Source organism: Nonomuraea sp. NPDC052265, assembly GCF_044547985.1.
Taxonomy (GTDB): domain Bacteria; phylum Actinomycetota; class Actinomycetes; order Streptosporangiales; family Streptosporangiaceae; genus Nonomuraea.
In genome coordinates, this window is record NZ_JBIUBJ010000011.1 from 193,662 (window position 1) to 217,432 (window position 23,771).

The 23,771-nt window shown below is 66.2% G+C and carries 27 protein-coding genes and 1 pseudogene; 8 read left to right on the forward strand and 20 right to left on the reverse strand.

The features are described 5' to 3' along the window. Window positions 1-20: 20 nt before the first annotated feature. The 10 genes and pseudogenes from ACIHAD_RS29735 to ACIHAD_RS29780 form a co-directional block, all read right to left on the reverse strand. The gene (locus ACIHAD_RS29735; protein ID WP_397357930.1) at window positions 21-326 is read right to left on the reverse strand and encodes a gas vesicle protein K; all 306 of its coding nucleotides are present in this window, start codon (window positions 324-326) and stop codon (window positions 21-23) included. After that, the gene (locus ACIHAD_RS29740) at window positions 310-549 is read right to left on the reverse strand and encodes a gas vesicle protein (RefSeq protein ID WP_397357931.1); all 240 of its coding nucleotides are present in this window, start codon (window positions 547-549) and stop codon (window positions 310-312) included. Before ACIHAD_RS29740 ends, ACIHAD_RS29735 begins: the two co-directional genes overlap by 17 nt. Further along, the gene (locus ACIHAD_RS29745) at window positions 536-1,330 is read right to left on the reverse strand and encodes a GvpL/GvpF family gas vesicle protein (protein ID WP_397357932.1); all 795 of its coding nucleotides are present in this window, start codon (window positions 1,328-1,330) and stop codon (window positions 536-538) included. Before ACIHAD_RS29745 ends, ACIHAD_RS29740 begins: the two co-directional genes overlap by 14 nt. Next, on the reverse strand, window positions 1,320-1,718 hold the full coding sequence (locus ACIHAD_RS29750) for a gas vesicle protein (RefSeq protein WP_397357933.1): 399 nt from the start codon (window positions 1,716-1,718) through the stop codon (window positions 1,320-1,322). The genes ACIHAD_RS29745 and ACIHAD_RS29750 overlap by 11 nt, the downstream gene beginning before the upstream one ends. Then, window positions 1,715-2,077 (reverse strand): gas vesicle protein, encoded by a 363-nt coding sequence (locus ACIHAD_RS29755; protein ID WP_397357934.1) that lies wholly within the window; start codon window positions 2,075-2,077, stop codon window positions 1,715-1,717. The genes ACIHAD_RS29750 and ACIHAD_RS29755 overlap by 4 nt, the downstream gene beginning before the upstream one ends. A gap of 44 nt (window positions 2,078-2,121) precedes the next feature. Beyond that, on the reverse strand, window positions 2,122-2,346 hold the full coding sequence (locus ACIHAD_RS29760) for a gas vesicle protein GvpG (RefSeq protein WP_397357935.1): 225 nt from the start codon (window positions 2,344-2,346) through the stop codon (window positions 2,122-2,124). Between the two features lie 43 nt (window positions 2,347-2,389). Continuing rightward, window positions 2,390-3,184, reverse strand: coding sequence for a GvpL/GvpF family gas vesicle protein (locus tag ACIHAD_RS29765; protein ID WP_397357936.1), 795 nt, complete (start codon window positions 3,182-3,184; stop codon window positions 2,390-2,392). Between the two features lie 238 nt (window positions 3,185-3,422). Beyond that, window positions 3,423-3,629, reverse strand: a pseudogene (gene gvpJ / locus ACIHAD_RS29770) (gas vesicle protein GvpJ); the annotation flags it as partial. Window positions 3,630-3,685: 56 nt separating this feature from the next. Further along, window positions 3,686-5,011 (reverse strand): SRPBCC family protein, encoded by a 1,326-nt coding sequence (locus tag ACIHAD_RS29775; RefSeq protein WP_397357937.1) that lies wholly within the window; start codon window positions 5,009-5,011, stop codon window positions 3,686-3,688. Between the two features lie 5 nt (window positions 5,012-5,016). Further along, entirely contained in the window at window positions 5,017-5,544 is a 528-nt protein-coding gene (locus tag ACIHAD_RS29780; RefSeq protein ID WP_397357938.1) for a hypothetical protein, read from the reverse strand. A 359-nt stretch (window positions 5,545-5,903) separates the two neighbouring features. On the opposite strand from ACIHAD_RS29780, the gene ACIHAD_RS29785 reads away from it, so the two are divergent. The 3 genes from ACIHAD_RS29785 to ACIHAD_RS29795 all read left to right on the forward strand — a co-directional run bounded on the left by ACIHAD_RS29785 (window position 5,904) and on the right by ACIHAD_RS29795 (window position 8,193). After that, the gene (locus tag ACIHAD_RS29785) at window positions 5,904-7,301 is read left to right on the forward strand and encodes a glutamate decarboxylase (RefSeq protein WP_397357939.1); all 1,398 of its coding nucleotides are present in this window, start codon (window positions 5,904-5,906) and stop codon (window positions 7,299-7,301) included. Window positions 7,302-7,396: 95 nt separating this feature from the next. Then, window positions 7,397-7,834, forward strand: a complete 438-nt coding sequence (locus tag ACIHAD_RS29790) for a MarR family winged helix-turn-helix transcriptional regulator (protein WP_397357940.1) — start codon at window positions 7,397-7,399, stop codon at window positions 7,832-7,834. After that, a complete protein-coding gene (locus ACIHAD_RS29795; protein ID WP_397357941.1) occupies window positions 7,831-8,193 on the forward strand; it encodes a nuclear transport factor 2 family protein in 363 nt (120 codons plus the stop codon). Before ACIHAD_RS29790 ends, ACIHAD_RS29795 begins: the two co-directional genes overlap by 4 nt. Window positions 8,194-8,463: 270 nt before the next feature. On the opposite strand, the gene ACIHAD_RS29800 is transcribed toward ACIHAD_RS29795, so the two are convergent. Then, a complete protein-coding gene (locus ACIHAD_RS29800) occupies window positions 8,464-9,126 on the reverse strand; it encodes a DUF4097 family beta strand repeat-containing protein (RefSeq protein ID WP_397358046.1) in 663 nt (220 codons plus the stop codon). Window positions 9,127-9,467: 341 nt separating this feature from the next. Next, entirely contained in the window at window positions 9,468-10,262 is a 795-nt protein-coding gene (locus ACIHAD_RS29805; RefSeq protein ID WP_397357943.1) for a hypothetical protein, read from the reverse strand. Window positions 10,263-10,531: 269 nt separating this feature from the next. Between ACIHAD_RS29805 and ACIHAD_RS29810 the strand changes: the two genes are divergently transcribed. Beyond that, the gene (locus ACIHAD_RS29810) at window positions 10,532-10,987 is read left to right on the forward strand and encodes a hypothetical protein (protein ID WP_397357944.1); all 456 of its coding nucleotides are present in this window, start codon (window positions 10,532-10,534) and stop codon (window positions 10,985-10,987) included. A 376-nt stretch (window positions 10,988-11,363) separates the two neighbouring features. Here the strand turns inward: ACIHAD_RS29810 and ACIHAD_RS29815 are convergent, their stop codons facing one another. Beyond that, on the reverse strand, window positions 11,364-11,822 hold the full coding sequence (locus ACIHAD_RS29815) for a GNAT family N-acetyltransferase (RefSeq protein ID WP_397357946.1): 459 nt from the start codon (window positions 11,820-11,822) through the stop codon (window positions 11,364-11,366). 325 nt (window positions 11,823-12,147) lie between these two features. Beyond that, window positions 12,148-13,371: an MFS transporter gene (locus ACIHAD_RS29820; protein ID WP_397357947.1), complete on the reverse strand. Its 1,224-nt coding sequence runs from the start codon at window positions 13,369-13,371 to the stop codon at window positions 12,148-12,150. A 297-nt stretch (window positions 13,372-13,668) separates the two neighbouring features. Here ACIHAD_RS29820 and ACIHAD_RS29825 point away from each other — a divergent pair, with 297 nt between their 5' ends. Beyond that, window positions 13,669-14,442 (forward strand): RCC1 domain-containing protein, encoded by a 774-nt coding sequence (locus tag ACIHAD_RS29825; RefSeq protein WP_397357949.1) that lies wholly within the window; start codon window positions 13,669-13,671, stop codon window positions 14,440-14,442. Beyond that, window positions 14,426-14,974, forward strand: a complete 549-nt coding sequence (locus ACIHAD_RS29830; protein ID WP_397358047.1) for a PASTA domain-containing protein — start codon at window positions 14,426-14,428, stop codon at window positions 14,972-14,974. Before ACIHAD_RS29825 ends, ACIHAD_RS29830 begins: the two co-directional genes overlap by 17 nt. Window positions 14,975-15,558: 584 nt before the next feature. Here ACIHAD_RS29830 and ACIHAD_RS29835 read toward each other — a convergent pair. Together ACIHAD_RS29835 and ACIHAD_RS29840 are read right to left on the reverse strand one after the other, a co-directional pair. Beyond that, window positions 15,559-15,855 (reverse strand): hypothetical protein, encoded by a 297-nt coding sequence (locus ACIHAD_RS29835; protein ID WP_397357950.1) that lies wholly within the window; start codon window positions 15,853-15,855, stop codon window positions 15,559-15,561. Window positions 15,856-15,872: 17 nt separating this feature from the next. After that, entirely contained in the window at window positions 15,873-16,136 is a 264-nt protein-coding gene (locus tag ACIHAD_RS29840; protein WP_397357951.1) for a hypothetical protein, read from the reverse strand. A gap of 296 nt (window positions 16,137-16,432) precedes the next feature. Between ACIHAD_RS29840 and ACIHAD_RS29845 the strand changes: the two genes are divergently transcribed. Beyond that, the gene (locus tag ACIHAD_RS29845; RefSeq protein ID WP_397357952.1) at window positions 16,433-17,284 is read left to right on the forward strand and encodes a HEAT repeat domain-containing protein; all 852 of its coding nucleotides are present in this window, start codon (window positions 16,433-16,435) and stop codon (window positions 17,282-17,284) included. Window positions 17,285-17,460: 176 nt separating this feature from the next. Here the strand turns inward: ACIHAD_RS29845 and ACIHAD_RS29850 are convergent, their stop codons facing one another. The 4 genes from ACIHAD_RS29850 to ACIHAD_RS29865 form a co-directional block, all read right to left on the reverse strand. Continuing rightward, the gene (locus tag ACIHAD_RS29850) at window positions 17,461-18,054 is read right to left on the reverse strand and encodes a hypothetical protein (RefSeq protein WP_397357953.1); all 594 of its coding nucleotides are present in this window, start codon (window positions 18,052-18,054) and stop codon (window positions 17,461-17,463) included. Between the two features lie 625 nt (window positions 18,055-18,679). After that, window positions 18,680-19,147, reverse strand: coding sequence for a hypothetical protein (locus ACIHAD_RS29855; protein ID WP_397357954.1), 468 nt, complete (start codon window positions 19,145-19,147; stop codon window positions 18,680-18,682). 315 nt (window positions 19,148-19,462) lie between these two features. After that, the gene (locus ACIHAD_RS29860; RefSeq protein WP_397357955.1) at window positions 19,463-19,927 is read right to left on the reverse strand and encodes a hypothetical protein; all 465 of its coding nucleotides are present in this window, start codon (window positions 19,925-19,927) and stop codon (window positions 19,463-19,465) included. Window positions 19,928-20,860: 933 nt separating this feature from the next. Further along, window positions 20,861-20,995: a hypothetical protein gene (locus ACIHAD_RS29865; protein WP_397357956.1), complete on the reverse strand. Its 135-nt coding sequence runs from the start codon at window positions 20,993-20,995 to the stop codon at window positions 20,861-20,863. A gap of 413 nt (window positions 20,996-21,408) precedes the next feature. On the opposite strand from ACIHAD_RS29865, the gene ACIHAD_RS29870 reads away from it, so the two are divergent. After that, on the forward strand, window positions 21,409-23,631 hold the full coding sequence (locus tag ACIHAD_RS29870) for a caspase family protein (RefSeq protein ID WP_397357957.1): 2,223 nt from the start codon (window positions 21,409-21,411) through the stop codon (window positions 23,629-23,631). The last annotated feature ends 140 nt before the right edge of the window (window positions 23,632-23,771 follow it).

Consider the following 23,771-nt stretch of genomic DNA (forward strand, 5'->3'; position numbering starts at 1 on the left):
CATCCCCGGTGAACGCGGGGTCAGTCCGAGGGGAGCAGGGTGCCCAGGGGGCCGAGGTCGAGGTTGAGGTCGGCGGGGGACAGGCCGAACCGGTCGCACAGCTCGGCCATGGCCTCCTCCAGCCGCATCAGGGTCAGCCCCACCGCCTCAAGCTGCTCCTCGGACAGGTCGCCGTTGTCCATCCGGCGCACGCACTGGCGCTCCACGAGCTGGCGGATCAGCTCGACCAGCGTCAGCACCAGGCGGCTCAGGTCACGCTGCACCGAGTCGGCGTCCGTTTCCAGCCGCCATTCGCCACGTGTCCGCCCGTCAGTCCGGCCCGTCATGTCGCATCCCTCCTTCGACCGCGTCGCCCTCCCTGACGCTCACCAGCAAGGCCCTCAGGGAGATCCGTACGAGGTCGATGCCGGAGATGGACAGCACGAGGTCACCCGTCACCACCGCCCCACCCGCCAGCAGGCGGTCCAGCAGGTCGACGAGCGCCACCCGCTGCTGGGGCAGGCGGCCCTCGGCGGCGAGCCGGCCTCCTCTCGGCTCAGGAGCCGTCACCGTACGCCGCCTCACCCTCCTGGTCGAGCGCGGCGAAGGAGTAGGGCGCCCAGGGGCCGACGAGTTCCACGGCGACGCCCTGCTCGACGATGTCCTCGATCAGCCGGGTGAACTCGGCGGCGCGGTCCTCGTCCACCAGGTAGGCGCCGTTGAGGACCATCTGCTCCCGCCGCCCGGACAGCTGCGGGTCCTGGGCGCGGTGGCGTCGGCCGACGACGGCGACGTCCATCAGCGCCTCGTGCACGGCCTGGGCGTGCTCGGCGGCCCGGCGCCAGTCGGCCTCGCGTCCGCGCAGGGCCGCCCGGCGGCGGTTCAGGTACGCCGCCCCCGGCGACGCCCCCTGCGGGCCGTCCACCGGATCGGCCGCCGGCTCGGCGGCGCCCGGGACGGCGTACGCCTTGACGCCCCACTCCTGCCGGCCCGTCACCCGCGACAACACCGAGGTGAACTGCTCGTGCCGCTCGTCGAGAAGCTCCCGTACCTGCGCCTCTCCGGTGTAGACGGTGACCAGCCGCACCGGGGCCGTGGGCCGCAGGCGGGCGATGGCCTCCACCACCCGGTGATGGGTGCGCGCGGTCTCCTCCAGCCAGGCCAGGTCCTCCATCGAGCGCCGCAGCGCCTCCTCGCCGAACTCCGCCAGCGAGACCGTACTGAGGAAGGCGGCAAGACCCCGATGCGCGAGGCGGCGCACGGGCGCGCCTGCCACGCCCGTCAGAGCGTCGGGCCCCGCGCCCTCGTCACGCGTGACCGCGTACAGGTAGACGCCCTGATCAGTGGCCACGCTCGACCGCCTCGGGACCGTGACCGGCGGCGGCCCCGCCGCTCTGCACCACCCGCGCGGACACCATCTCCTCCAGCGCCGCGAGCCGGCGGCGCAGCTTGCGGTTCTCCTTCGCCAGCTCCTGGGTGCCGCCGGTGAGCCACGGGTCGTGCTCCCACCAGTCGATGCCCATCTCGCGGGCGGTGTCGACCGAGGCGATGAGCAGCCGCAGCTTGATCGTCAGCAGCTCGATGTCGAGGAGGTTCACCTGGATGTCGCCGGCGATCACCACGCCCCGGTCGAGCACCCGTTCCAGGATGTCGCCGAGGTTGGCCGACTCGCGACCGCCGTGCGACGACTGCAACGAGGACCCGGGGACGTACGGACTCTGCCGCACGCCGGCGCTCACCGCGAGCCCTCGGCGAGGTCGCCGCTGCCGCGCTTGTAGCGGCGCACCCGGCGGTAGGACAGCAGGCCGCCTGCCATGTCGAGCTCGATCTCGTACAGCGCCAGGGTGTCACCGGACGACGGGATCCGGCGGTCCTCCACCATCTCCACGCCGACCAGCCATCCGTCCTCCGCCGGCTCGACCAGCGTGACCGACTCGGCTTCCTTGCCGGTCAGCTCGGTCATCAGGCGCAGCCCCACCCCGGCCACCGCAGCGGCCGGGAGGTCCGCGGAGCTCGTTCGCGGCGGCCCCTCGCCGCCGGTGTCCGCACTCCCCGCTCCTGACGCGTGCTTGCTCTCGGTTCCCTGCCTGGCAGGCACGAAATCACCCCCGTACTTCCCCGGTGCGGCCCCCCGCTAGCGCCTCACCAACCGACCATCCCCTGCAAGATCTCCTCGACCGCCCGCTCCTCCTCCTCCTCGGAGATCCGGCCGGCGGCCCTGGCCTGCTCCACCTCCTCCAGGCGGCGCCGGACCACGGCCGGATCGTGCAGCTCCCGCTCGACCTGGTCCCTGAGCAGCTCACCGAGCTTGACGACCGCGTAGACCGGCATGAGTGGCCAGCCAAAAAGCAACGTCCCCAGTCCCAATGGTGTTCACTCCTCCCTGACCTCGCTGTCCGTGTCGGCGCCGTCAGCTCGTGCCGACGAAGTCGTACGGCGCCATCGGCCCCAGCAGGCGTACCTCGACCCGGCCCGACCACCGGCGGGCCAGCTCGTCCACCGCCTGCTCGAACTCGTCCTTCCTGCCCCGCTCCACCAGCGCGGCCACGTGCGCGGCGTCCCGTTCGTGGGCGGGCTCGCGCACGACCAGCTGTTCGCAGACGTCCGAGAGCTCGTCCACGACCGCTGCCGTGTCCGCCTCGCGTTTGTCCGCGATCGTGCCCTCGATGATCTCCCCCAGCCGCATGCGCTCGTTGCGCGTCGCGTCCTCGGAACGGCCGACGATCTGCTGCCGCAGGTCCGCGGCCTCTCCGTTCTCCCGCAGGATCTCGCGCAGGATCGCGTGCTCGTCGTACCTGCCGTTGACGACGTACTGCGTCCGGCCCTCCACCTCCTGGAGGGCGTCGGCGAACTGGTCGTGGTACGGCTTCAGCAGCTCCTCCACCACGGCGTCGGCGTCCGTCAGCACCGCTCCGAACCGGAACGGCAGCACCGGCACCTCCGCCGCGGTCAGGTCGAGCAGCCGCTGGTGCGCCTTGAGATCTCGCGGCCGGCCCAGCGGGCGGTCCGCCTCGACGTCGCTCACCAGAGCGGCGATCTGCCCGAACGACACCAATCGCACCTGCCCGGCGGGCTCCCCCACCCCCTCGGTCCCGGGCTCCACCTCGACATCCGTCGGTACGATCCCGTACACGTAGGATGCGCTGCCGTTCACGCTCGCCGGCGAGGTCTCCTCGGCCCCGGCAGCCCTGTCACGTGGCGACATCTCAGTCATCCCCTCCACGACGTGCCCGGCGCGGTTCTTCTTCACGGTCGCTGTCCACTTCACGGTCGCTGTCCACGACCTCACCCGAGAGCTCCTGCAGCGGGTCGGCCTCGTCGGACGCGGCTTCCAGCGCTCCCCCGGCAGGCTCGTTCGCCTGGCCGACGGCCTTCGCCTGCGTCACGCCCTCGACGACCTCCGGCAGTCCCTTCTCCGTGGCCGACAGGTCAAGGCGGTTGGCCGCCTCCGCGAAGCGCAGGTACGTGTCCACGCTCGCCACGACGATCCGGCTGTCGATCGTCAGCACCTCGATGCCGACGAGGGAGACCCGGACGAAGGCGTCGATGACGAGGCCCTTGTCGAGAATGGTGTCGATGACGTCCGCCAGGCTTGTCCCCGCGGTGCCGCTGCTGGCCGGCGTGCCGCGCCCGGCAGGCTGAACGGTCATGTCGTCCCCCCTGGTAATGGCTGGCCCGGCCTTCGGCGACAGGCCCTGACGAGTGGCTACTCGACTCGGCTCCGACGCCGGCGTACCGGCCGCTCGTGCTCGCGGGTGGGCGCTCCGGCCCGACGCCGCGCACCTGCCGGAGCCGCGGGACGCTCCTCCTCGGGCTCCTCCTCCTCTTCTTCTTCCTCCTCCTCTTCCGGCTCCTCCTCTTCCGGCTCCTCCTCCTCTTCCTCGTACTCCTCCTCGGGCTCCTCCTCGGGCTCCTCCTCCTCGGGCTCCTCCTCGGGCTCGCCCTCCCTCAGTTCGCCCTCGTCCTCGTGCTCCTCCTCTTCCGCCCGTTCGCCTTCCTCGGGCGCCTCTTCCTCGGCGCCCTGCCGGTCCTGTTCCTCCTGGACGGCGGTCTGGTGATCCTTGACGACCTCGCTGTCGTGGATCTCACCGCGCCAGCCCTGCAACTCGTCGGGCTTCAGCAGCAGGTGGGCCATCACGTGCCGCCTGAAGTGCTTGAGCTCCAGCCGTACGCGGCGCCCCTGCGCGCGCCACAGGTTGCCGGTCCGCTCGAACAGGCCCTGCGGGTGGTACTCCAGCACGACCAGGACCCGGGTCAGGTCGGGAGTGACCTCGTGGAAGGTCACGGCTCCGTCGACATGCCCCTTCTGTCCCTCTGACCGCCAGATGATCCGCTGATCCGGGATCTGCTCGACGATGTGCGCCTTCCAACTCCTGTGCGACAGGAAGACCTGGGCCTTCCAGGAAAGCTCCTCGTCGGAGTCCTGCTTGACGGTCTCGACCTTCTTCATGAACGTCGGGAAGTCCTGGAACTGGGTCCACTGGTCGTACACCAGACGCCGCGGCGCACCGACGTCGATCGTCTCCACGATGTTGGTGATCTTCTCGTGGCCCGCCTTTCCGCCGCCACCGCCGGTGAGCCGCTGGAATATGCCCTTCAGACCTCCCTTGAGGCCGCCCTTCAAGCCGCCCGTGAGGCCGCCCTTCAGGGCTCCGCTCATGAAGCCGCCCGGCTTGTCCGAGCCGGTGACCGCGCTCATCAAGCCCTTTCCGCCGTGTTCCACGTACTCGGAGAGCCGGCCGGTCAGTCCTTCGAGCTTGTCTCCCGCGGAGGACAGCACCCGCGTGCCCGCGGCCTGCAAAAGCCCCTGCGCGGACTGCACGAGCCGGTCCATCGGCAGGCTGTCGGCGATTCCCTGACCGGCCTCCCCGGCCTTGCCCGCGGCCTCTCCGGCCTTCCCGGCGGCTTTCCCTGCCTGCTCCTCGACCTCGCCCGTCGCGGCCCGGCCGGCTCGACGGGCCGTTCCGGCGACCTTGCCCACGGCTTCCCCGCCGGCTCCTGTCGCCTTCCTCGCTGTCTCTGCCTCAGTCACCGCACTCACCTCCGTGACTGGCCGACCCGCCGGACAGGACGCGTTCGCCGCTGCCCTCGGTGACCCTCGGGCCTCTGCCTGGCCTGCTCCGGTTCCTCGGTTGCCTCTTCGTCGCCGTCGTCCTGGTAACGATCTTCTTCCTCGTAGTCCTCTTCGTCGTAGTCCGCTTCCTCGTCCACGGGGGCCTGCCGCTTCGTGGGCTTGGCTTCGTCCTGCTCACCCTGCGTGGGCTGGGACTTCCCCCCGTGCTCCTGGAGCTTGTGGGTCAGGGAGTCGATCTGCCTGCTGGCCGCCGACACGGCCGCCGCCTTGCCGACCTCCACGAGCTCACCCCGAAGACGGCCGGTCATCCGCTGAAGCTCCGGATTGGAGCTGAGGGCCTTGACGCCTTGCGCCAGCAGGCCACCCTCGCCGCAGCTGGCACGTCCGGCCAGCCCCGCAGCCGCCAGTGCCGCCGCCATGCGCAACTTGTGGCGCCGTCCGAGGTAATACCCGGCGAGTACGGCAAAGGCCACCTGCAACCTGTTCGACATGATCAGCGCTCCTTCCCGCTCACTCACCACTTCGACCCGCACCGGGTCCGGTCCGCGCGGACAGACCCCGGACGTGCCGGCGTCTGCCTGGCCGCGCGCGGCATGACCTACCCGCAAATCCGACAAAGGACCACTTTGGCCGAAAAAAGGGACACGGAGTTGGCGAGGGACGGCGAATCCAAGCCACCCCATCAGCGCCCGTTTAGCCCCACCTCAGGAAGCGGATCGACGAGCCGGACGGGCCCACCGGCGGCACGGCGGCGGCCCATCGGCCCTAGGCATGGAAATCGTTGACGGACAGTAAAAACTTGCCTACTGTGAGTGCTCGACATCACTCAACTCATCGAGAGGTGAAGCTCATGCTCAGACGAGTCGAATCCGACCGGTGGCAGGAAGCGCTAGATGTCAACCCCCTCTACAACGGCCTGGTGCCTGAAGGGGGAGTGCCCCGCTTCAAGATGCCGACCAACCCGATGAACCCCAGCGCGGCCCAGGCGCTCATCCGCGACGAACTCCTTCTCGACGGCAACGCCCGGCTCAACCTGGCCACGTTCTGCACCACCTGGATGGAGCCCCAGGCCCGCGAGCTCATCGCCGAAACCCTCGACCGCAACATCGTCGACCACGACCAGTACCCGCAGACGGCCGACATCGAGTCGCGCTGCGTCAACATGCTCGACCACCTGTGGAGCGACCCCAACGGCGCCAGCGTCGGCTGTTCCACCGGCGGCTCCAGCGAGGCGGCCATGCTCGGCGCGCTGGCGATGAAGTTCCAGTGGCGCGCGCGGCGCCGGGCCGCCGGGCTGCCCATCGACAGGCCCAACCTCGTGATGGGCACAGCCGTCCACACCTGCTGGCCTAAGTTCTGCCAGTACTGGGACGTGGAGCCGCGCTGGATCCCGATCGAGGAGCCGGCCTACACCCTGTCCCCCGCCCGGCTCAGGGAATTCTGCGACGAGAACACCATCGGGGTCGTCGGCGTGCTCGGCTCCACGCAATGCGGCAAGTACGACCCGATCGAGCAGATGTCGGCCGAGCTCGACCGGCTGGAGGCCGAGCGCGGCCTGAAGATACCGCTGCACGTCGACGCCGCCGTGGGCGGCTTCATCACCCCGTTCCTGGAGCCCGACAGGGTGTGGGACTTCCGGCTCTCCCGGGTGCAGTCGATCAACACCTCGGGGCACAAGTTCGGCCTGGTGTACCCGGGCGTCGGCTGGATCGTCTGGCAGGAGCCCGACGCGCTGCCGGAGGACCTGGTGCTCTCCTGCGACCTGCTCGGCGGCAGCATAGACACCTTCACGCTCAACTTCTCCCGCTCCGGCGCCCCGGTCGTCGCGCAGTACTACAACTTCCTGCGGCTCGGCTTCGAGGGCTACCGGGCCGTCCAGCAGACCTGCCGCGACGTGGCGACCTACCTCGGTGAGGAGATCGCGAAGCTCCCCGAGCTCTCGCTCATCGCCGACGGCTCGGAACTGCCGGTGCTCGCCGTACGGACCGCCCCCGGTTACGACGGTTTCACCGTCTTCGACCTGGCCGACCGGCTGAAGATCCACGGCTGGCAGGCCCCGACGTACTACCTGCCGCCCAACCTGGAGCACATAGCTGTCATCCGCTTCGTCATCCGCAACGGCTTCAGCCAGGACATCGCGGGCAAACTGCTGGCGAACCTGCGTACCGAGGTCGAGTACCTGCGCAACAACCGCGTCCCGCGCCCACGCACGGCGGCCGACGGGACCGGCGTACCGACCGGGAGATAGGAACGATCCACAACCAAGACCGAAGGCGGCTCCCACACGTGGGGGCCGCCTTCCACTCATCTCTTGATCACTTCAAGAGTTGAAGCTATAAATAGATGGTGCATGAAGAGACGTCTGAGGACACGTTCTTCCGTGAGCTCGGCGGCGCCTGCGCCGAGCTTCGGCAGGCGTTCGCCCGGCACGTGGGCATGAGCCCTCACCGGGTCCAGTTGCTCATCCGGCTGCGGCGCGACGGCGAGACCAGCCACAGCGAGCTGCGCCGGACACTGGGCATCGACGGCGCGAGCGTCACCCGGCTGGTCAAGGAATTCGAGGCCGAAGGGTTGCTCGGCCGCCGCCTGGACCCGACCGACAACCGCTACACCCTGGCCGCGCTCACCCCCGCCGGCGAGCGGACCGCGGCCGATCTGGAGCGATCACATCAGGCGCACCAGGAGCGGCTCCTCGACGGCATCCCGCCGCACCAGCAGGACATCGTGCTCGGCGCCCTACGCCGCGTCCGCGAGAACATGATCGAACAGGAGAGCCGATGACCGAGGACGTGCGGGCCGCCGCCCAACGCATGTACGCCGCGTTCAACACCCGCGACCACGCCGCCACGGCGGAGATCTTCGCGGCGGACTTCCGCAGCCACCCCTTGGGCACGACCGGCCCCGAGAGCGTCAGCCAGGCGTGGCGGCGCTTCCATGAGGCGTTCCCCGAGGTCCAGGTGGTCGTCGAGGACGTGATCGTCGAGGGCGACACGGCCGCCGTCCGCACGAGCGTGCACGGCGTTCCCGGCGTTCCCGGCGTTCCCGGCGGGGAACCGTCGACCATGCTGGAGATCTTCCGGGTGCGCGACGGGCGCATCGTCGAGCTGTGGGGGCTGTCCTCGCTGCGACGCGACTCCTGAATCGGCGGTCCGGCGGAGAGCCGGAGCGGTTCCGGCGCAGGCGCCGGGCCGGTAGGTCTCGGCGATGCCGCCGCCGTGGACGGGCCCGTGAAACGCAGAAGAGGCCCCGAAGGGCCTCTGATCTGCTGTTACCGTTCAACTTCGCGCAGGCTGGGCCGACGCTCTTGCCGTCCCGCCGCGAGAGCGCCCTGAACTGCGGGCTCTCTCGATCGGCCGCGACGCCGGGACGACCTCGGCAGCTTGGTCCACCTCCCCCTCGGAGGCCGCGGGTCACAGGCTGCGGGCGCTGATGTCGCCGTTCGAGGTGGTGGCGTGGATGTCGAGCTCGACAGTGCCGTCGTTCTTGAGGGCGTTGGTGATGCGGCCGTGGCTGGTGCCGGCGTCCAGGGCCGCCGAGACCCCGCCGGCGGCGGCGATCGAGATGTCACCCGACTGGGTGCGGAGCACGACCTTGCCGCCCGCGGCCTCGGCGATCCGGATGTCGCCCCGTGCGGTGCTGATCTCCGCGGGACCGCCCAGCCGGCCGACCTCGACGTCGCCGTCGTCCGCGGTGAGGCGGAGGCTCGCGGCCTCTTCGATCTTGATCTGGCTGTACGCGCCGTCGAAGGTGACGTCGCCGAGGCGGCCGACGGTCCGCAGTTCGGCGCTGGCCGCCTTGCCCTCGATCCGGGAGCCGGCGGGCAGCTTGACCGTCACCTCGATGGAACCGGACGGGCCGAGGTACTGGTTCTTCACCGGGGTGTCGATGCGCAGGACGCCGTCGGCGTAGTCGATCGTGGTCTGCTCCGCCGCCTGCACGTCACGGCTCTTCGAGGCGTTCGCGGGCACGACCTCGACCGTGGTGTCGGCCTGGTCGGCGGCGACGAAGTGGACCCGTCCGGCGGGGACGTTGAGGATGGCGCGGATCGGGGCGGGGGTGTCGAACTTCTGCATGATGATCTCCTGCGACTCAGGGTTCTCGGGTAGGTGGCCCAGTTCGCGGCCCGGAGGCCGCATCGCTGAACCGTTCATGCATTCAGCATGTCCGTCCGCTCTGATACGGGACTGTCGCCGTCCTGACGCGGCCGCTGACATGGGGCGGCACGCGGTACATCGCGCGCCCACCGTCGCCCGGCGGACGAAATTGGCCCCCTACCCCTGCCCGTCGAAGTTGTCGTTGGTGGGCCGGTGGCATCATCAGCCTCGACATCAGCGCGCCGAAACCACAACCGGTCGAGGTAGAACCCCGCACGGCCTCGCTCCCTTGGTGGCTTCGGGAATCGTGCGGTGCGGGATCAGGACGCGGTCTGGGTGGCCGGCTGGTGGTGCGGGGCGGCAAGGTCGTGGGCGGAACGGGCCAGCCAGACCATGATCAGGACGCTGGAGACCGCACCGAGAGCCTCGACGGCGCTTCCCTCGTCCGTGAACGGCAACGCCGCCAACATCAGGAAGATCGGCACCACCAGGGCGGCGATGCCGTACTTGGCGGTTACCGTTCCCCACCGGTCGTCGTCCCATTGGGCCCGCAGGATCAGAACCGTCCAGGCCAGGACGGCCAGGCCACAGATCAGCTCCACACTGTCCGGGACAGGCAGGCCGGCGAGGTCGAGCACACCGATGACGGTGAATCCGCCGTACCCCAGCACCCCCGCGCCTCGCATGTACTGCCGGCCGCGGCCCAGCACCCGCATGAACAGCAGCACGACCCCATACATCGCAGCGGAGTCGATCACCGTCGCATCCACCGGGATCCACGCGGTGACGTGGAGCAGCCACGTCGTGGCCGTCGCGACGTAGAGCGCCACGCGCAGCCGCAGGATTTTGCGGTCCTGCTGGGGCGGCGGCCCCGCGAGCGGCCCGCGCAGGACCTGCCAGATTCCCCATGTCCAGGACAGCCCGGCCAGGATCAGGAGGAGCAGGTTCCACCCTGTCGCCGCGACCCCTTCGGTCACGGTCGAGAACACCGTCAGCCCCCACAACGGGCCGAGGTCGCCGGAGATCAGGGCGACGACGGCGGCTGCCGTCAGCGCGGCACCGTACAGACCGGCGATGAGCAGGGCGGGCAGGGCTGAACGGTGACGACGTAACACGGGGTGCTTCCCAGAAGGGGGTTCGGAAGGACGGAGGTGAACGCCTCACCCTACAAGCGATCATGGTGAGTGGTGCCAGACAGAGGGCACGAGGGTTGGGACATGGCGACAGACACTGAACTTTCTTCACGTCCGTCACCTCTAACCCCGATGTGAACAAGCTCCAGAAGTTAGTCGTCCTGTCCGCGCTGCCGGTCGTCGCGGCTCTCATACCTCTCCCGGCCCAGGCGACGGCTCGGCCGGCCTGCCCCGTCCCGACCAAGGCTGAAGTGAAGCGGTCATCCGACTCCAGAACCGACACGCCGCCGCGAGGGGCCGCCGCCATCAAGGGAGTCCGTGTCGGCCATGTCCCGAAGGGGTTCACCTCCGGACAGGTCGTCGTCAACAAGCACGACGGCATCACCGAGTACGGCTACCAGTGGACGGACGACCGCGACGACGTGGACCTCCGGCATCGCTCGCTGTGGATCAGGGTGGTGTGCTGGCCGAAGGCCAGCACCCTGGCACAACTCAAGAACGGCCCGTTCGACATCGGGACGTTCTCCGGAAACACCAAGACCGTGAAGATCGGCAACCGTCAGGTGCTCACCCAGGAGGGCGACGGCGCGCTGGGCCACGGCCGGTACGCGGGCTGGGTCGAGCGCAAGGGAGTCGTGGTCACCGTCATGGCCAGCCAGCCGCTCGTACCTGAGCTTCCGAAGATCATCAGAGCCATCGAACTCTGAGCCCGTACCGGCCGCGCCTCTCGGGAAGGCGGACCGTCACAAGAGCGGCTGGATGTGGTCGGGGACCTGGCAGAGGTCACTTCCCGATGGGCGACTGCTGCGCCGAACACTGGATCGTCGTATGACCGGCTTTGTGCCGGTCATACGCGGCCTGCCAGGCTACGGGCAGGGGTCGGGGCGCTGTTGCCGAGGACGTTGCGCAGGACCGGCTGGACCCGGTTTCCGATCGGGACGGTGTGCGGGAGCCGTCCGGGGTGTCGAAGCCGGGTCGTACGGCGTGCCAGGCGCCGTTCATGGCCACCGTCATGTTCCGCCGCGATGAGATACGTGATCGTCGGCCGCATTCGCCTGGCACCCACAGGGGCGTTCCCCAGCTTCAGAACGACAGCTTGAACCCGTCATGACTGCGATCGAACCCGAGGGAGCCGTAGAAGCGATGGGCCTCGGTGCGCCGCTTGTTGCTGGTGAGCTGCACCAGGGTGCATCCACGGGCACGTGCACGCTCGATCGCCCAGGTGAGCAGCTCGCGCCCAAGCCCCGCCCCGCGTCGATCGGCACGCACTCGGACCGCCTCGATCAGTGCCCGCTCTTGTCCGTGTCGTCCCAGACCAGGGATGTACGTCAGCTGGAGGCAGCCGAGGACCGTACCGTCCCCCTCGTCCAGGACGATCATCTCGTTCCGGTCATCCGCATCGACGGCCTGGAAGGCGTGCTCGTACGCCTCGTCGACTTCCACGGTCCGGGGATCAACCACAGTGTCCTCATCAGCCAGAAGCGCAATGATCGCGGGGAGATCCCGACGCGTCGCAGTACGAGACATCACGACCCAGAGCATGCCAGCCCGCCGAACACGGTCACGCGACGGTCCCTCACATGGCCGACGTGCCTGGCGGAGAGGTCATTGGCCGACACGCCGGGGGCTGGGACCCACGTGGCGGGGAACAACGCGTCCTGCCGTGCTGATGTCGGCAGGCGGTCACCCCGATTCCGGCAGGTGCGAGGTCTCGCATGGGGTTTCGCAACCCCGGACCATGACGTCACCGACTCTCGCCACATCGTCATCCGGTTCCAGCCACCAGCCGATCATTCGTCGTCTCGGACGTGGTCGGACTTCTCCGCCGTCCCGGGTTGAAGTACGGGGAAGACGACCGGCGGCCGGGTCAGGATTGCCCTCTCGCCCGTGATCCGCCGATCTGACCGTCCGGAGTGCGCGCCCCGGCCCTGAGGGACGTCCTGTCATGGTCGGCGGATCCGAGCTGCGTCCCGTTGCGTGTTCTGGACGGCGGTGTCCACTGGCCGCCGAGCAGGACCGCACAGGACGCCACCGTCAGCAGCCCGCCGGCGAGGAAGGCGGTTCGTACGCCGGCGAGCGGCAGGATGAGTCCTCCGATCGCGGCACCTGCCGCGATGCCGGCGTTGTAGGCGCCGGAGTTCGCTGCGAAGGCAATGTCCGTGCGGCCCGGCGCGCAATGCAGCATCGCGTTCTGCGTGGTCATGAACACCGGGCCGAGCGCGCCGCCCATCAGCGTGAGGAACGTGATCGCCGCCACCGGGTGGGCGCCGAACGCGTACAGCCCGAGCATGCCCACTGCCTGCGTGGTCACGGCGACGGCCAAGGCGGCCCGGGGGAAGCGGTCCAGCACCGCCCCGGTGATACTCACTCCAGCCAGGCACGCGACACCGAAAACCACGAACAGGACGCTGACCGCGCTCGGGGAGAACCCGCTCACGTCGCCCAGGAACGTCACGATGTAGGTGTATCCCGTGAACGCCCCGGTGGCGGACAAGGTGCCGGCCGCCAGCACCGTCCCGAACCGCCACACATCGGGACTGGTCGCGTAGGCGGCTGGCTCTTCCTCCGGGCGCGACGTCGGCAGCAGTACGGCGATCGTCACCATGGAGACGAGCCCCAGAGCCGCCAGCATGGCGATGGGCACCTGCCAGGTGCTCTGCTGGCCCAGCCAGGTCCCGGCGGGAACACCGAACACCAGGGCGAGCGAACCGGCCACGGACAACGCCCCGACCACGCGTCCCCGGACCTCGGGCGCGAACAGGCCCACCGCGACCGGCCCCATCACGGCCCAGAACAGCGCCTGGGCGAGCGCGGTCAGCAGTCGCGCCACGAGGAGCAGCCAGTAGGAGGGGGCAAGCGCGGCGACGAGGCTGGAGATCACGAGCGCGGCCAGCAGTCCCGTGAGCACGTGACGCCGGGGCACGGCCCGCACGACGTGGGCAATCGGTACCGATGTGATGGCCACTGCGACGCCGTATCCGGTGACCAGGAGACCGGCCGCGGACAGGGACACCTGTAGGTCTTCGGACATGAGCCTCAGGAGGCCGACCGGCAGGTTCTCCGCGGTGTTGAAGGTGAGGGCGGCCAGCATCAGAGCCCCGAGCACCGCCAGCCTGTGCCATGGAGCCGCAGGTCGCGTAATCGTCCGGTTTCGTGCGGTGCCGACTTGTTGCGCCTGCTCAGGGGCACTGTTCATGCAGATACCCCACCAAGATCGACGGTCCCGTGCAACCTGATTTGTCCGTGAAATCCCGCTGGCCCGACTTCACTGCTGCCCCGGCCCAATGGAAAGGGATGGAACGCCCTGCCGGTAGAGACGACTCACCGCAGAGGGGCGAGGTTGATGCTGTTCAGAGGGATTCGATCGGTTCTGGTCGGGGCTGCCCTGGTGCTGGCGACCGGTTTCCACGCGTCCGTCGCGGTGGCCGACACCGCGCCCATCGTCCACGCATGGGGCTACAACTTCTTCGGCCAAGTGGGCAACGGCACGAACGACACCCCTGTGACCCGGCCGATCCCGATGGTCTCCGCGGGCGGACAGGACGTGGTCCAGGTGAGCGGCGTCTACCTCGAAAGCTACGGCCTGCACGCCGACGGCTCACTGTGGACCTGGGGCAACGGAACCCAGCAGATTCCCGAGCCGGTGCCCGGTCTGCCCCCGATCCGGCAGGTCAGCAGCGGCATCGGCCACACCCTCGCCGTCGGACGGGACGGCTCGCTCTGGGCGTGGGGCACCAATGACTTCGGCGAGCTGGGCGACGGCACCACCACCCGCACCCCGACTCCCGTCAAGGTGCCCATCACCGGCGTCGTCCAGGCCGCCGCGGGAACCGGTTTCAGTCTCGCCCTGAGGTCGAACGGTGAGGTGTACGCCTGGGGCCTCAACCGTTTCGGGCAACTGGGCGACGGAACGACCACCCAGCGTGCGACCCCGGTCCGCGTGAAGGTCCCGTACGGGATCACGCAGGTGTCCGCCACGGGTGAGTTCGGAATGGCGCTGCGCTACGACGGCTCGGTCTGGTCCTGGGGAACCAACTCCTCCGGCGAACTGGGGGACGGCACCACCACGGACCACCCCACACCCGTCCGCGTGGATCGGCACGTGTCCGGCATCACCCAAGATCTCCGCGGGCAGCGGCCACACGCTGGCACTCGGCGGTGACGGCACCGTCTGGGCCTGGGGCAGGAACTGGACCGGCCAGCTCGGCGACGGCACGGTGAACGACCACGCCACCCCGGTCCACCTCGGCCTGTCCGGCATCACCCACGTCAGCGTGGGTCAGGGGGAAAGCCTGGCCGTCGACTCCGCCGGCGTGCTGCGCTACTGGGGTGACAACACCTACGGCCAGGCCGGCAACGGCGTCGCGAGCCAGAACAACCCCGTCCTCAGTCCGGCCGTGGTCAACGGCCTCAGCGGTGTGGTGGCCGCGAGTGCCGGCGTCGTGGTCCTGGCCGTCGCGGCGCCGGGATCCGTCGTGGTGCCCGACCTGACCGGAACGCTGGGGATCCTGGCGAGCCGGCCGCTTCTCGCCGTCGGCCTCCTGCCGGGCACCAAGAGCACGACGCCGGACGACCGTCTGTGCAACCACGTGGGCGAGGTCGTCAGCCAGAGCTCTCAGCCGGGCAGCACCGTGCCCGCGGGCTCGCGCGTCGACATCGTCGTCGCGGTCCAGCCGGGCAACGGCTGCTTCTGACGCGCACGCGACCGACCACCCAAAGTGCCGATCACCTCAGGGACCACGCGCCCATGGGGGCCGCCCTCCCGGCACACAGCGAGAACATCAGACCTCCCGACGACACCACTCGACGGGCTCCGACTTCCCCCACGGCCTTTCGGCGTTGAAGGGCGGCTGCATCCCGCACACATCCCGGATCACGGGCGCCCACCTGGGGAAACGCCTCCAGATCCATCCCGCGTATATTGCGCGACCACCGACAAACGGCCGCTCAGGGCGGCTCACGGCTGCACACCCCTGAAACGCAGAAGAGGCCCCGAAGGGCCTCTGACCTGCAGCTACTGCTGGTGGCAGGTGCAAGGTTCGAACTTGCGTAGGCTGAGCCGACGGTTTTACAGCGGGCCGACGTTACTAGCCGCGCAGGCCCCCGACCTGCCGGTATAGCTCTCACCTTTCCTCTGCCGGGAAGATCATCCCGCACATATCCCGCAGCGCAAAGCCTGCCATGATCGCCTCCGAACCGTGGCAGGCGAGGGAACAGTCCACTGATACCCGACGGCCCGATCCACAGCATGGGGCTACGAGCACACCAGGCCCCGACACTATGCGCACTGCCACAGAAAGCGACCCTCTTTGCCATCAGCGCTGAGAAATCCGTAGCCAACACCGGCGTCGCCGAAATTGACTTCATAGAACTCGTCACTGCCCTCAAGCTGGAACAGGAAGTCCCAATCCCCGGGCGGATACTGCCCGTCTTGGAGCCAGGTGGGAGGACCGCCAAGTCGGGTGTCCCAGCCCGCTCCGAGCTCGGCAGGACTGGCCGGCACAAGTTCGACGGCAAGGTCCTCGCTCATTGTTGGCCCTTCTGCGTCGTCGGTCACCGCGATGAAGGGCGGCACGCGTCCGGGCTGCACGATCAGCGCGTTCTCGCCCCCTCGTCCTCCCAAGTACCATCGACGTGATCCTGACCACCGGTCATGAACAGGTAGGCCATCCGAATCCCCTCCCCGGGAAGCCGAAACTGGCCGAGAAACATCATCGGTGTTCCCAACTCGGTGGACAGTGGCCACTGCGGCTCGTCGACCCATACCGGCTGGCCACCCAACTTGGTCACCGGCTCCAGGACAGGCTCGTCAGCCTTGCTCAGCACCAAGCGCCGGGGGGACTCGCTCATCGTCATGGGAGCGACCGTAGCGCCCACGACCGACAACACGCCTCATGTGTTGCTCCCTGCCTGGTCTCTTGATGCTGAACCTTCTGTTTACAAGATCCCCGCACGATCTCCAGGACCGTTCAGAACCGTTGGCCCTGCTACTCACCGGGCATCCAGTCGTTCAGATCCATCCGCCTCAGTTCATGACCGTCCATCCGGGTGTCGCCCAAGATGGCTTCCCGAAATGCGATCGACTTCTCCAGCACTACCTCGGCATACTCGTATCCCTGCCTGGGATGTTTACTCGGCTACCGTCTCCGGCGTTGGCCACGGAGAACGAGGACATGTCGATACCGCAGCTCCCTGACGGCCTGCTCGCCGAACTCCTCGACTGGGACGAGAGCTCCTCCCACGAGCATTTCGACGCGATGGACCGGCTGTTCGAATCCCTCTCCACCCCCGAGGAGATCATGGCTCTGGCCCGAAGCTGGTGGTCTGACGAGGACCAAAGCGTACAAGCACTCGGATTCGATCTGCTGGCGGTTCAAGCTCTCGACTTCTCCTGGCACGTCCCGCCCCTGATCGAAGCGGCGAACGCCCTACCACTGGACACAGCCCACGATGCAGTTCGCTGGTGCGCCGCCCACGCACTCGGCGTGGTCTGCGACGAACGTGTGCTGTCATCGCTTCTGCGATTCGCCGGCGACCCGGACTCTGATGTCCGCTGGCTGGTGGCACGCGGGATTCCGGCCGGGATCGAGCTGCTTCCCGAGGATGCGGTCCATGTGCTACTGAAGCTGATGCGCGATCAGGACGCCCGGGTACGAGACTGGGCCACCATGATGCTGGGCAGTCGCAGCGAGAACGATACGCCGGAGATCCGAGACGCCTTCGTCGAGCGCCTGGAGGATACGGAGGAGGATACAGCGGGCGAGGCCGCGGTGGCCCTGGCGATACGGCACGACGCCCGGATCCTGCCCGTGTTGAAGCGCGTGCTCGCCACCCCAAGCGTGGGTAACCTCTATGTTGAGGCCGCAGCGGAGCTGAGTGATCCGCAACTCCTGCCGCTGTTACAGAAGCTCAAGGCCGAGGGCTGGCAAAATGACGAGCCGCGACCCCGCGTCCTTGACCAAGCCCTAGAAGCCTGCACGCCACATCCACCTCTGCTCACCTGATCTCTCCGCCTACATCGCCCCCCTCCCAAGGACAATCGGTGGGTACGGCCCCGATACCCAAACCGCATTAGCAGCTCTGATCCTGCCCGTCCTGATCAGTCCCACCTGGATCGACAGGGCTCCACGGTCTGCATGGAACGGTGATGTACGACGCTGGATTGCAACTAGAACTGCAACTAGGAACCGGTTGCCCCGGGCGGGATGATCTCGGTGATGCGCGCCGTCCCGACAGGAGGCCGTATCTCGTGCATGGTGATCACATCACCGGGCTTGAGGTGCCGCCAGTGCTCGAAGGTCAAGGGGAGCAGCCTCACCGACCCGCACCCGCCCGGCTCCAAGGGATCATGGCCTTCGACCCAGAGTATGGCGATGCCGAGCAGGGGTTCACCCTCAGGCGTGAGAAAACCGATGTCCCACATGGGCCGGAGCACTACGCCAGGAGGTACAGGTCTCGTCCGGCCTCCCTCCTCGGGGCTTCTGAGGCAAAGCTCGGCGAGAACGGTGCCGTTGCGAATCTCACAGCCTCGCCATCCGTACCAGTCGGCGTCCTTGTGGAGCCACAGCAGGCGGGCGGCGTCGGCCAGCAGATCCCAGAACTCGGGCGGCTGAGGATGCGCGTCGCCGAACTCTTCGAGAAGGAGAAGGGCCATCCCCCAGTCGTCGCGCTCCAGGCACTCCAGCACATCGGTCACATCGACGCCAGCCTCATTCCGGATGTCGGCCAGACAGAGCCGAGCAGCCTTCAAAAGCGGGGAATCCTGGAGATCCACGGTCTGATTGTGCCCGACCATGGGGTAGCTCTCAGCTCAGGAACCTCCTGATCCGTAGATCCCCAAACGATGTCCAGGGCCGTTCAGACCAGTTCGCCGCGCAGGTCGCAACCGAGTCGCCTGTTCAGATCAGTCCAGCTCGATCCGGAGCCGTACGGCCCTTTGGCTCCCAAGTTGGCTCCCGGAAATGGACTTGCCAGCGCCCGCGTGAGCTGCCCATACTCCTCGTGGTGATCCGTTCGGGAAGCCCGCCCCCGCATCTGCTTGGTGAGCCGTACGGCAACGCGTCAGGGCGCTGGCGCGGCGACGGTGTCTTGGAACTCGGCGGATCACCAACCTGCGGATTAAAAGAAGGCGCTTCGATCAAGGTCTGGGGCTCTAACCTGGACGTTCGGTGTCCGCGGATGTTCGCTGAGTTCCGCCGGTGTTCGCCCTCTTGGCTGTACTCGTGGCTGTACAGCCAGGGCACCGTTACCTGGCCTTCTGTTTACAAGATCCCCAAACGATGTCCACGGGCGTTCAGACCAGTTCGCCGCACAGGTCGTGAAGTGTCTGCCTGTTCATATCAGTCCAGCCGGGTGCGGGGTCGTACAGCCCGGTGGCTCCCCAACTTGGCCCCCAAAAATCAATCACTCGCGCCCAGGATGGGGAATCGCTTCTCCACCGCAACGAGCGCATCCACAAGTGCCGGGATGTCCGTCTGATCCAAGCCTTCGATCACGAAGCGAAGGGCGTTCCACATCCCTGGGTCGTCGGCCGCGATCCCGGAGATCGACAGAGAACCTGTGGGATGACATTCGACGGTGAGCTCTATCCAATGCTCAAGGGAGGAAAGAGTGGCACTTCCCTTGACCTCTGCGTAGACCTGTTCCAAAGCCACGCGGAAGTTGCGCAACTCCTCAGCCCGAAGCCCCGCATCAATCTTGGCGACGAACCCTCCGACCTGCACGTGAATCGGAGAGGTCAGCCAGTTCCCGTCCCAGAAGTCGGTACAGCCAGGATGCATACGACCGAGAACTCGGATCAGCACATGGTCGAACTGCCCGCCGCGACCGATGGTGATCTCAGCATGATCCATGTAGTCATCTTCCACGAGAGAACACATGTCCTCGCATGCTCACCAGTTTGGAAGATTTCGGCTCATGATCCACTGACGTGCTCCGCCTCTGGTCAGAGGTCGTGCGGCCCTGCCCGCGAGTCCCCGCGATTCCCCCTTGATCGCCGCCCCATCGGGCACGCAACGGGCACGCGCGCCCACTGGCGACGGTTTTACAGCGCGTGACCGTTTTGAAGGACAGATGGCCTTCCAACTGCACCGCAGCAGTGACTCGCTGCCACTACGTGCATGATCATTGCACGTATATTGCACGTCAAGGCTCCGAGGGCTCGAACCGAGCGTGAGGAGATCCTAGACAGCGATCCAGCAATAGATCATCTGGCCTTCCTTCTGTGCCCGCTGAGCAAGACCTCGCAGCTCTGTAACGAGCTCCAGAAGGTATCCCGTCGCGGGCGGTATGTCGGCGAACTCTTCGATCTGTTCCCACTGCTCAGCGAACTCGCCCAGCCTGTCGTCCGGGATGTCAGCGAGCGTGTCGCGCACGTCTGCGGGGAGCTCTTCGATTCCCGGCCCTTCCTTGTATGGCGAGTCATCCGGGAGAGCCTCCCACTCCTCGATCGTCGCTGGTGAGCCCTCGGGCGGCGGATAGACGCTGATCGTCTGCACCAAGTCCAGGTTGAACGGGATCTCCCTGACGAGGGCTATGAGCCGCCCGAGGATCACGTCAGGATCGATCCACTTGGCGTCCACCGCGTCGAAAGTCGGTACGCCGGGCATGGGCTTGTCCACGGCACGGGGGTAATTGGGCTTCTCCATGGCGGCCTGCCTGTTCGCAGCCCGGTAGTAGTCGTAGAAGACCCCTATCTGGACCCTCCGGTCTTGATCGCTTGGCTTCTATGCTCGCGACAGATTAGGGGATCGTACGTGCGTGCGAAAAGATGCCTGGCGCTGCCAGCAGCCATCCTGCCTGAGCATCCCGTCGCCGTCGTCCCACCCGTCAGGGAAGCGGGCCAAGGGTCTGGGGTGAAGGTGGAGCCCCCAACCGGAGGAACGACCTTCACCCCAGACCCTTGGTCTGCTTGGCTTGTCCTGGGGCGATGGCGACGGGATGCTCAGGCTTCCACCTCAACCACCAACGGTCCTGACGCCCAGCATGGCGAGCATCCCGGAGCCGGAGGCCCCCGCCGGAGGCGTAATTTGCTTCGGCAATCGGGGCATGGAAGTCACGCTGTAGGCATGCGATCATCATGGGCATGACTTCGATCAGAAAGGGCCATGCCGCGTAGGCGCCCTTCGGCGGTTCGCACGCGAAGATCCATGTGCGTAACCCACAGACCCTCGATTCATCAGGTTCCCGGTCTCGGGCCGCGTCCCATGGCCGCGGTGATCGCACTGGAGCACACCCGGATGGGGCCGGGTTATGTGGCGGCGGTGCTGCTGGCTTGGACGCGGGAAGTGATTCCCGGCACCTCCACCAGCCTCCTGCCCACCTGCACATGCCCCGCGTGTTGGGAACACGATCCGCGGGGGGAACTGGAACAGGTGCTCATCGCGTTGCCTCGCTGGGCGCGACCGTATCTCTACAGCCTGGTGTTACCTATCGATAGGAGCTTTCTCGCCCGAACGTCGCCGGATCCGCTCGCATCGCCTGATTGGCCATGGTGGCGGCAGCGGCGACGCCCGAACTTCTGGTGGAACACAGACTGACCAGGGGCGCCTCTGGGGAGCTGAAGTACCCCGCTGGAAGCGCTATCTGCGGCGGCGCAGCATCGTCATGGCAAGCCAGATGACGGTGGGCAGGAGGAGCAGCAGCACTACGAGGCCAGTCGCGACGGCGAGCTCGGTGTTGCTCCACAGCCGGATTGCGGGATCACCGTTGTCCACCCTGTGACGCTATCGGCATCAGCGTCGGCCGGAATATCCGTGCCCAGCGTGGCCCGAGCACGGCCGCGCGCGAGAACGGCCCCCAGGCCGCACGCGCAGCGTGCGGCCGAGCGCAGGGCCGCGCCGGCGGCGCGGAGCGCCGCCCTTGATACCTACAAGAGCTATTCGGCAATGCCCCGAGTGAGACCAGACAACTGTCTGTCAGCTCACGATAGCTCTTGACAATCAGCTGGCACGATTCCGGTCACCGCTGACCGTTTCCATTCGCACACGCGCCATGGCCCCCTAGCCCTTTCTAGCCCCGAAACTACCATTTGACGCTTATGTACCTTAATGTACGCTTCGGTCCGCCCGTAACTTACAGGTCCTTACATACGATCTACCAGAGTACGGATGGGATACGGAGGGATGAGATGGGACACCCAAGGCGCGCTATATGTGTAGGTATAGATGAATATGCGGGAGACGCGCGACTTGATCTCTGCGTGGCTGATGCTACTGCCGTAGCTGAATACCTAGGCCTTCCTCAATACGGCTTCGAGGTCGAGCTCATAATCAACGCTGAAGCTACGAGATCAAATATCAAGCGCGCCCTGGGTGCTGCCATGAAAGAGAATCTCGACTTTTTTGTGTTCTTCTTTTCAGGTCACGGAGCCGTTACGGATCTCGGCACCTACCTCGTAACAATCGACCACGAGCCCTACGAAGAGGGAATAAGCTTCGAAGATCTAACACGTTTCACGGAGCGCATATCCGCGAAAACACCCCACTGCCTCACCATTCTCGACTGCTGCCATTCCGGTGGAGGGAATATCTCCAGAGGCCTTCAACAGATATCGACAGACGACATCGACCGAGGGCTCCCGGCGCGAACCGAGTCTCGCACCCTACTGGCTGCTTGCCGCCCCGAACAGTTCGCAATCGAAGATAGTCGATTTGGGCACGGGCTGTTCACATATAGCCTTCTTGAAGGCCTATATGGCGACGCAGCGGATCCTTTCGGGAACGTCACAGTCGGAGGCCTGTCGGAATTTATTGTGCGGGGCCTGACATCTATAGGAGCAGAACAAGTAGCAGTCACTAAAGGCGACTCCGCTGGGCAGGTTGTCTTAGGCTCCAGATTCCGTCCAATCTCACGAGAAGAATTGCCGGAAAGTGAGCGCCTCCGCATCATTGCACAAGGAAGGCAGTTCCTCGAGGACTACACCTCCCAGTTGCAGAATCGGGCGGATGACTGGCGGAAGGTCGGACACCGGTCAGCCAGTAAGATGCTTGCGCCAACACTAAGGTGGTTCGAACGCAATCGAGCTGACCATAGAGATCTATACAATGACCCTGAATTCTCTCAGCTCTACATCTCTGCCTTCAATCGCGCCAAGCAGCTCGCGGAGATCGACTTAGGCACAGAGCTGGAATTCGGAACCGTCACGCGCATTATCGGCGGCGGAGGCTTTGGCACTGTCTACGAAGTCACAGGACGTGCCGAAAAGCTCGCATACAAGGTTTACCACCCGACCGAGTACGGGAACACAGAGAAGCGCAGTCTTTTCTCGCGTGGCTATCGGGCAATGGAGCAATTGGATCACCCACGAGTAGTCAAGGTTCGTGGTTACACAGAGGCCCCTCTAGGGTTCTTCATGGAGTACGTGGACGGCCCGAACTTCAAAGATCTTCCGAATATAATCGAAGATCCAGTAGATATTGTGCGTTTCTTGCTTCTAACGGCAGAAACGATCGCTCACGCGCATAGCAGAACTGTGATTCATCGCGATATCAAACCGCAAAATATTCTTGCTACCTACGATCTGCGTCGAGAAAAATGGCTTCCGTATCTATGTGACTTCGACCTCGCCTGGTTCGGCCAGGCGACTCAGGTGACACGCGAAGCATGGGGCAATTTGTCCTATGCCGCACCGGAACAGATGATCAACCCGAGGTCAGCGGCAGCACATGGCCCTCAAGTAGATATCTACGCCTTCGCTCAGCTAGCGTACTTCGCAATCACAGGTTCAGACCCGGTCCCTATGGGCCGAGCTAATAACGCTCGCCTACTTCAAGAGAAGCTAGCTTCATGGCCGGTGGGATCTGCAGCTCAACACTTCCTTAGCTGGTATCAGAAGTGCAGCGATCCGAACCCTAACGCTCGCTATGCGAATTTTCGTTCAGCCATGGATGTGCTTGCAGAGATAGAGTCCGAGTACAGATCGCCGAGCAACAAGCGCGTGCCTGTGTCTGAAACACTTAACGAGATCGCCTTCGCACTTTCTGGGTTCAGTGCGATAGAGGCTACGGACACTGCCACTGGCACTTTCGTAAGCCCATCCGGGATGACAAGCATAACTCTTAGCACAGAGAAGTCCGGCATAGACGAAAATAGCAGCAAAATTGATCTTGTCGCCAAATTAGCGCTAGGCAGGATTCCCCTAGAAGGACACATGTCAAACGAACGGAAAAGGGACCTGCTAAATAATCGTCTCGACGAGCTCGTTCGAGCGTATTCTGGCGTCAGACGGAAGGCTGGGACACACGGCACATTCGAGACCTTAATCACCATTCAAGGGGTGAAGTGTAATCGCGAGGGCATCGAATACGCGCGACTTGTGCTGAGCCGTGCGATCGAGGCTATCGAGAGATAACTCGAGCCGCCAACCAATACGAGGTATACCGAATTCGGACAACCGGACCGCTTGCGGCCATTTAGTCTCTAAGACTAATGGTTCAGAGTGGCCAAAAAGAAGTCGGCCATCAGCGGAGGCGGGTAGCACATGCGACATCC

Bases quoted from the DNA above. Each gene is read 5' to 3' on its own strand.
- ACIHAD_RS29735 (WP_397357930.1), bottom strand. From the start codon at position 326: ATGACGGGCCGGACTGACGGGCGGACACGTGGCGAATGGCGGCTGGAA.
- ACIHAD_RS29765 (WP_397357936.1), bottom strand. From the start codon at position 3,184: ATGTCGCCACGTGACAGGGCTGCCGGGGCCGAGGAGACCTCGCCGGCG.
- ACIHAD_RS29780 (WP_397357938.1), bottom strand. From the start codon at position 5,544: ATGTCGAACAGGTTGCAGGTGGCCTTTGCCGTACTCGCCGGGTATTAC.
- ACIHAD_RS29785 (WP_397357939.1), top strand. From the start codon at position 5,904: ATGCTCAGACGAGTCGAATCCGACCGGTGGCAGGAAGCGCTAGATGTC.
- ACIHAD_RS29790 (WP_397357940.1), top strand. From the start codon at position 7,397: ATGGTGCATGAAGAGACGTCTGAGGACACGTTCTTCCGTGAGCTCGGC.
- ACIHAD_RS29795 (WP_397357941.1), top strand. From the start codon at position 7,831: ATGACCGAGGACGTGCGGGCCGCCGCCCAACGCATGTACGCCGCGTTC.
- ACIHAD_RS29800 (WP_397358046.1), bottom strand. From the start codon at position 9,126: ATGCAGAAGTTCGACACCCCCGCCCCGATCCGCGCCATCCTCAACGTC.
- ACIHAD_RS29815 (WP_397357946.1), bottom strand. From the start codon at position 11,822: ATGCTCTGGGTCGTGATGTCTCGTACTGCGACGCGTCGGGATCTCCCC.
- ACIHAD_RS29820 (WP_397357947.1), bottom strand. From the start codon at position 13,371: ATGCTGGCCGCCCTCACCTTCAACACCGCGGAGAACCTGCCGGTCGGC.
- ACIHAD_RS29840 (WP_397357951.1), bottom strand. From the start codon at position 16,136: ATGACGATGAGCGAGTCCCCCCGGCGCTTGGTGCTGAGCAAGGCTGAC.
- ACIHAD_RS29860 (WP_397357955.1), bottom strand. From the start codon at position 19,927: ATGGAGAAGCCCAATTACCCCCGTGCCGTGGACAAGCCCATGCCCGGC.
- ACIHAD_RS29870 (WP_397357957.1), top strand. From the start codon at position 21,409: ATGGGACACCCAAGGCGCGCTATATGTGTAGGTATAGATGAATATGCG.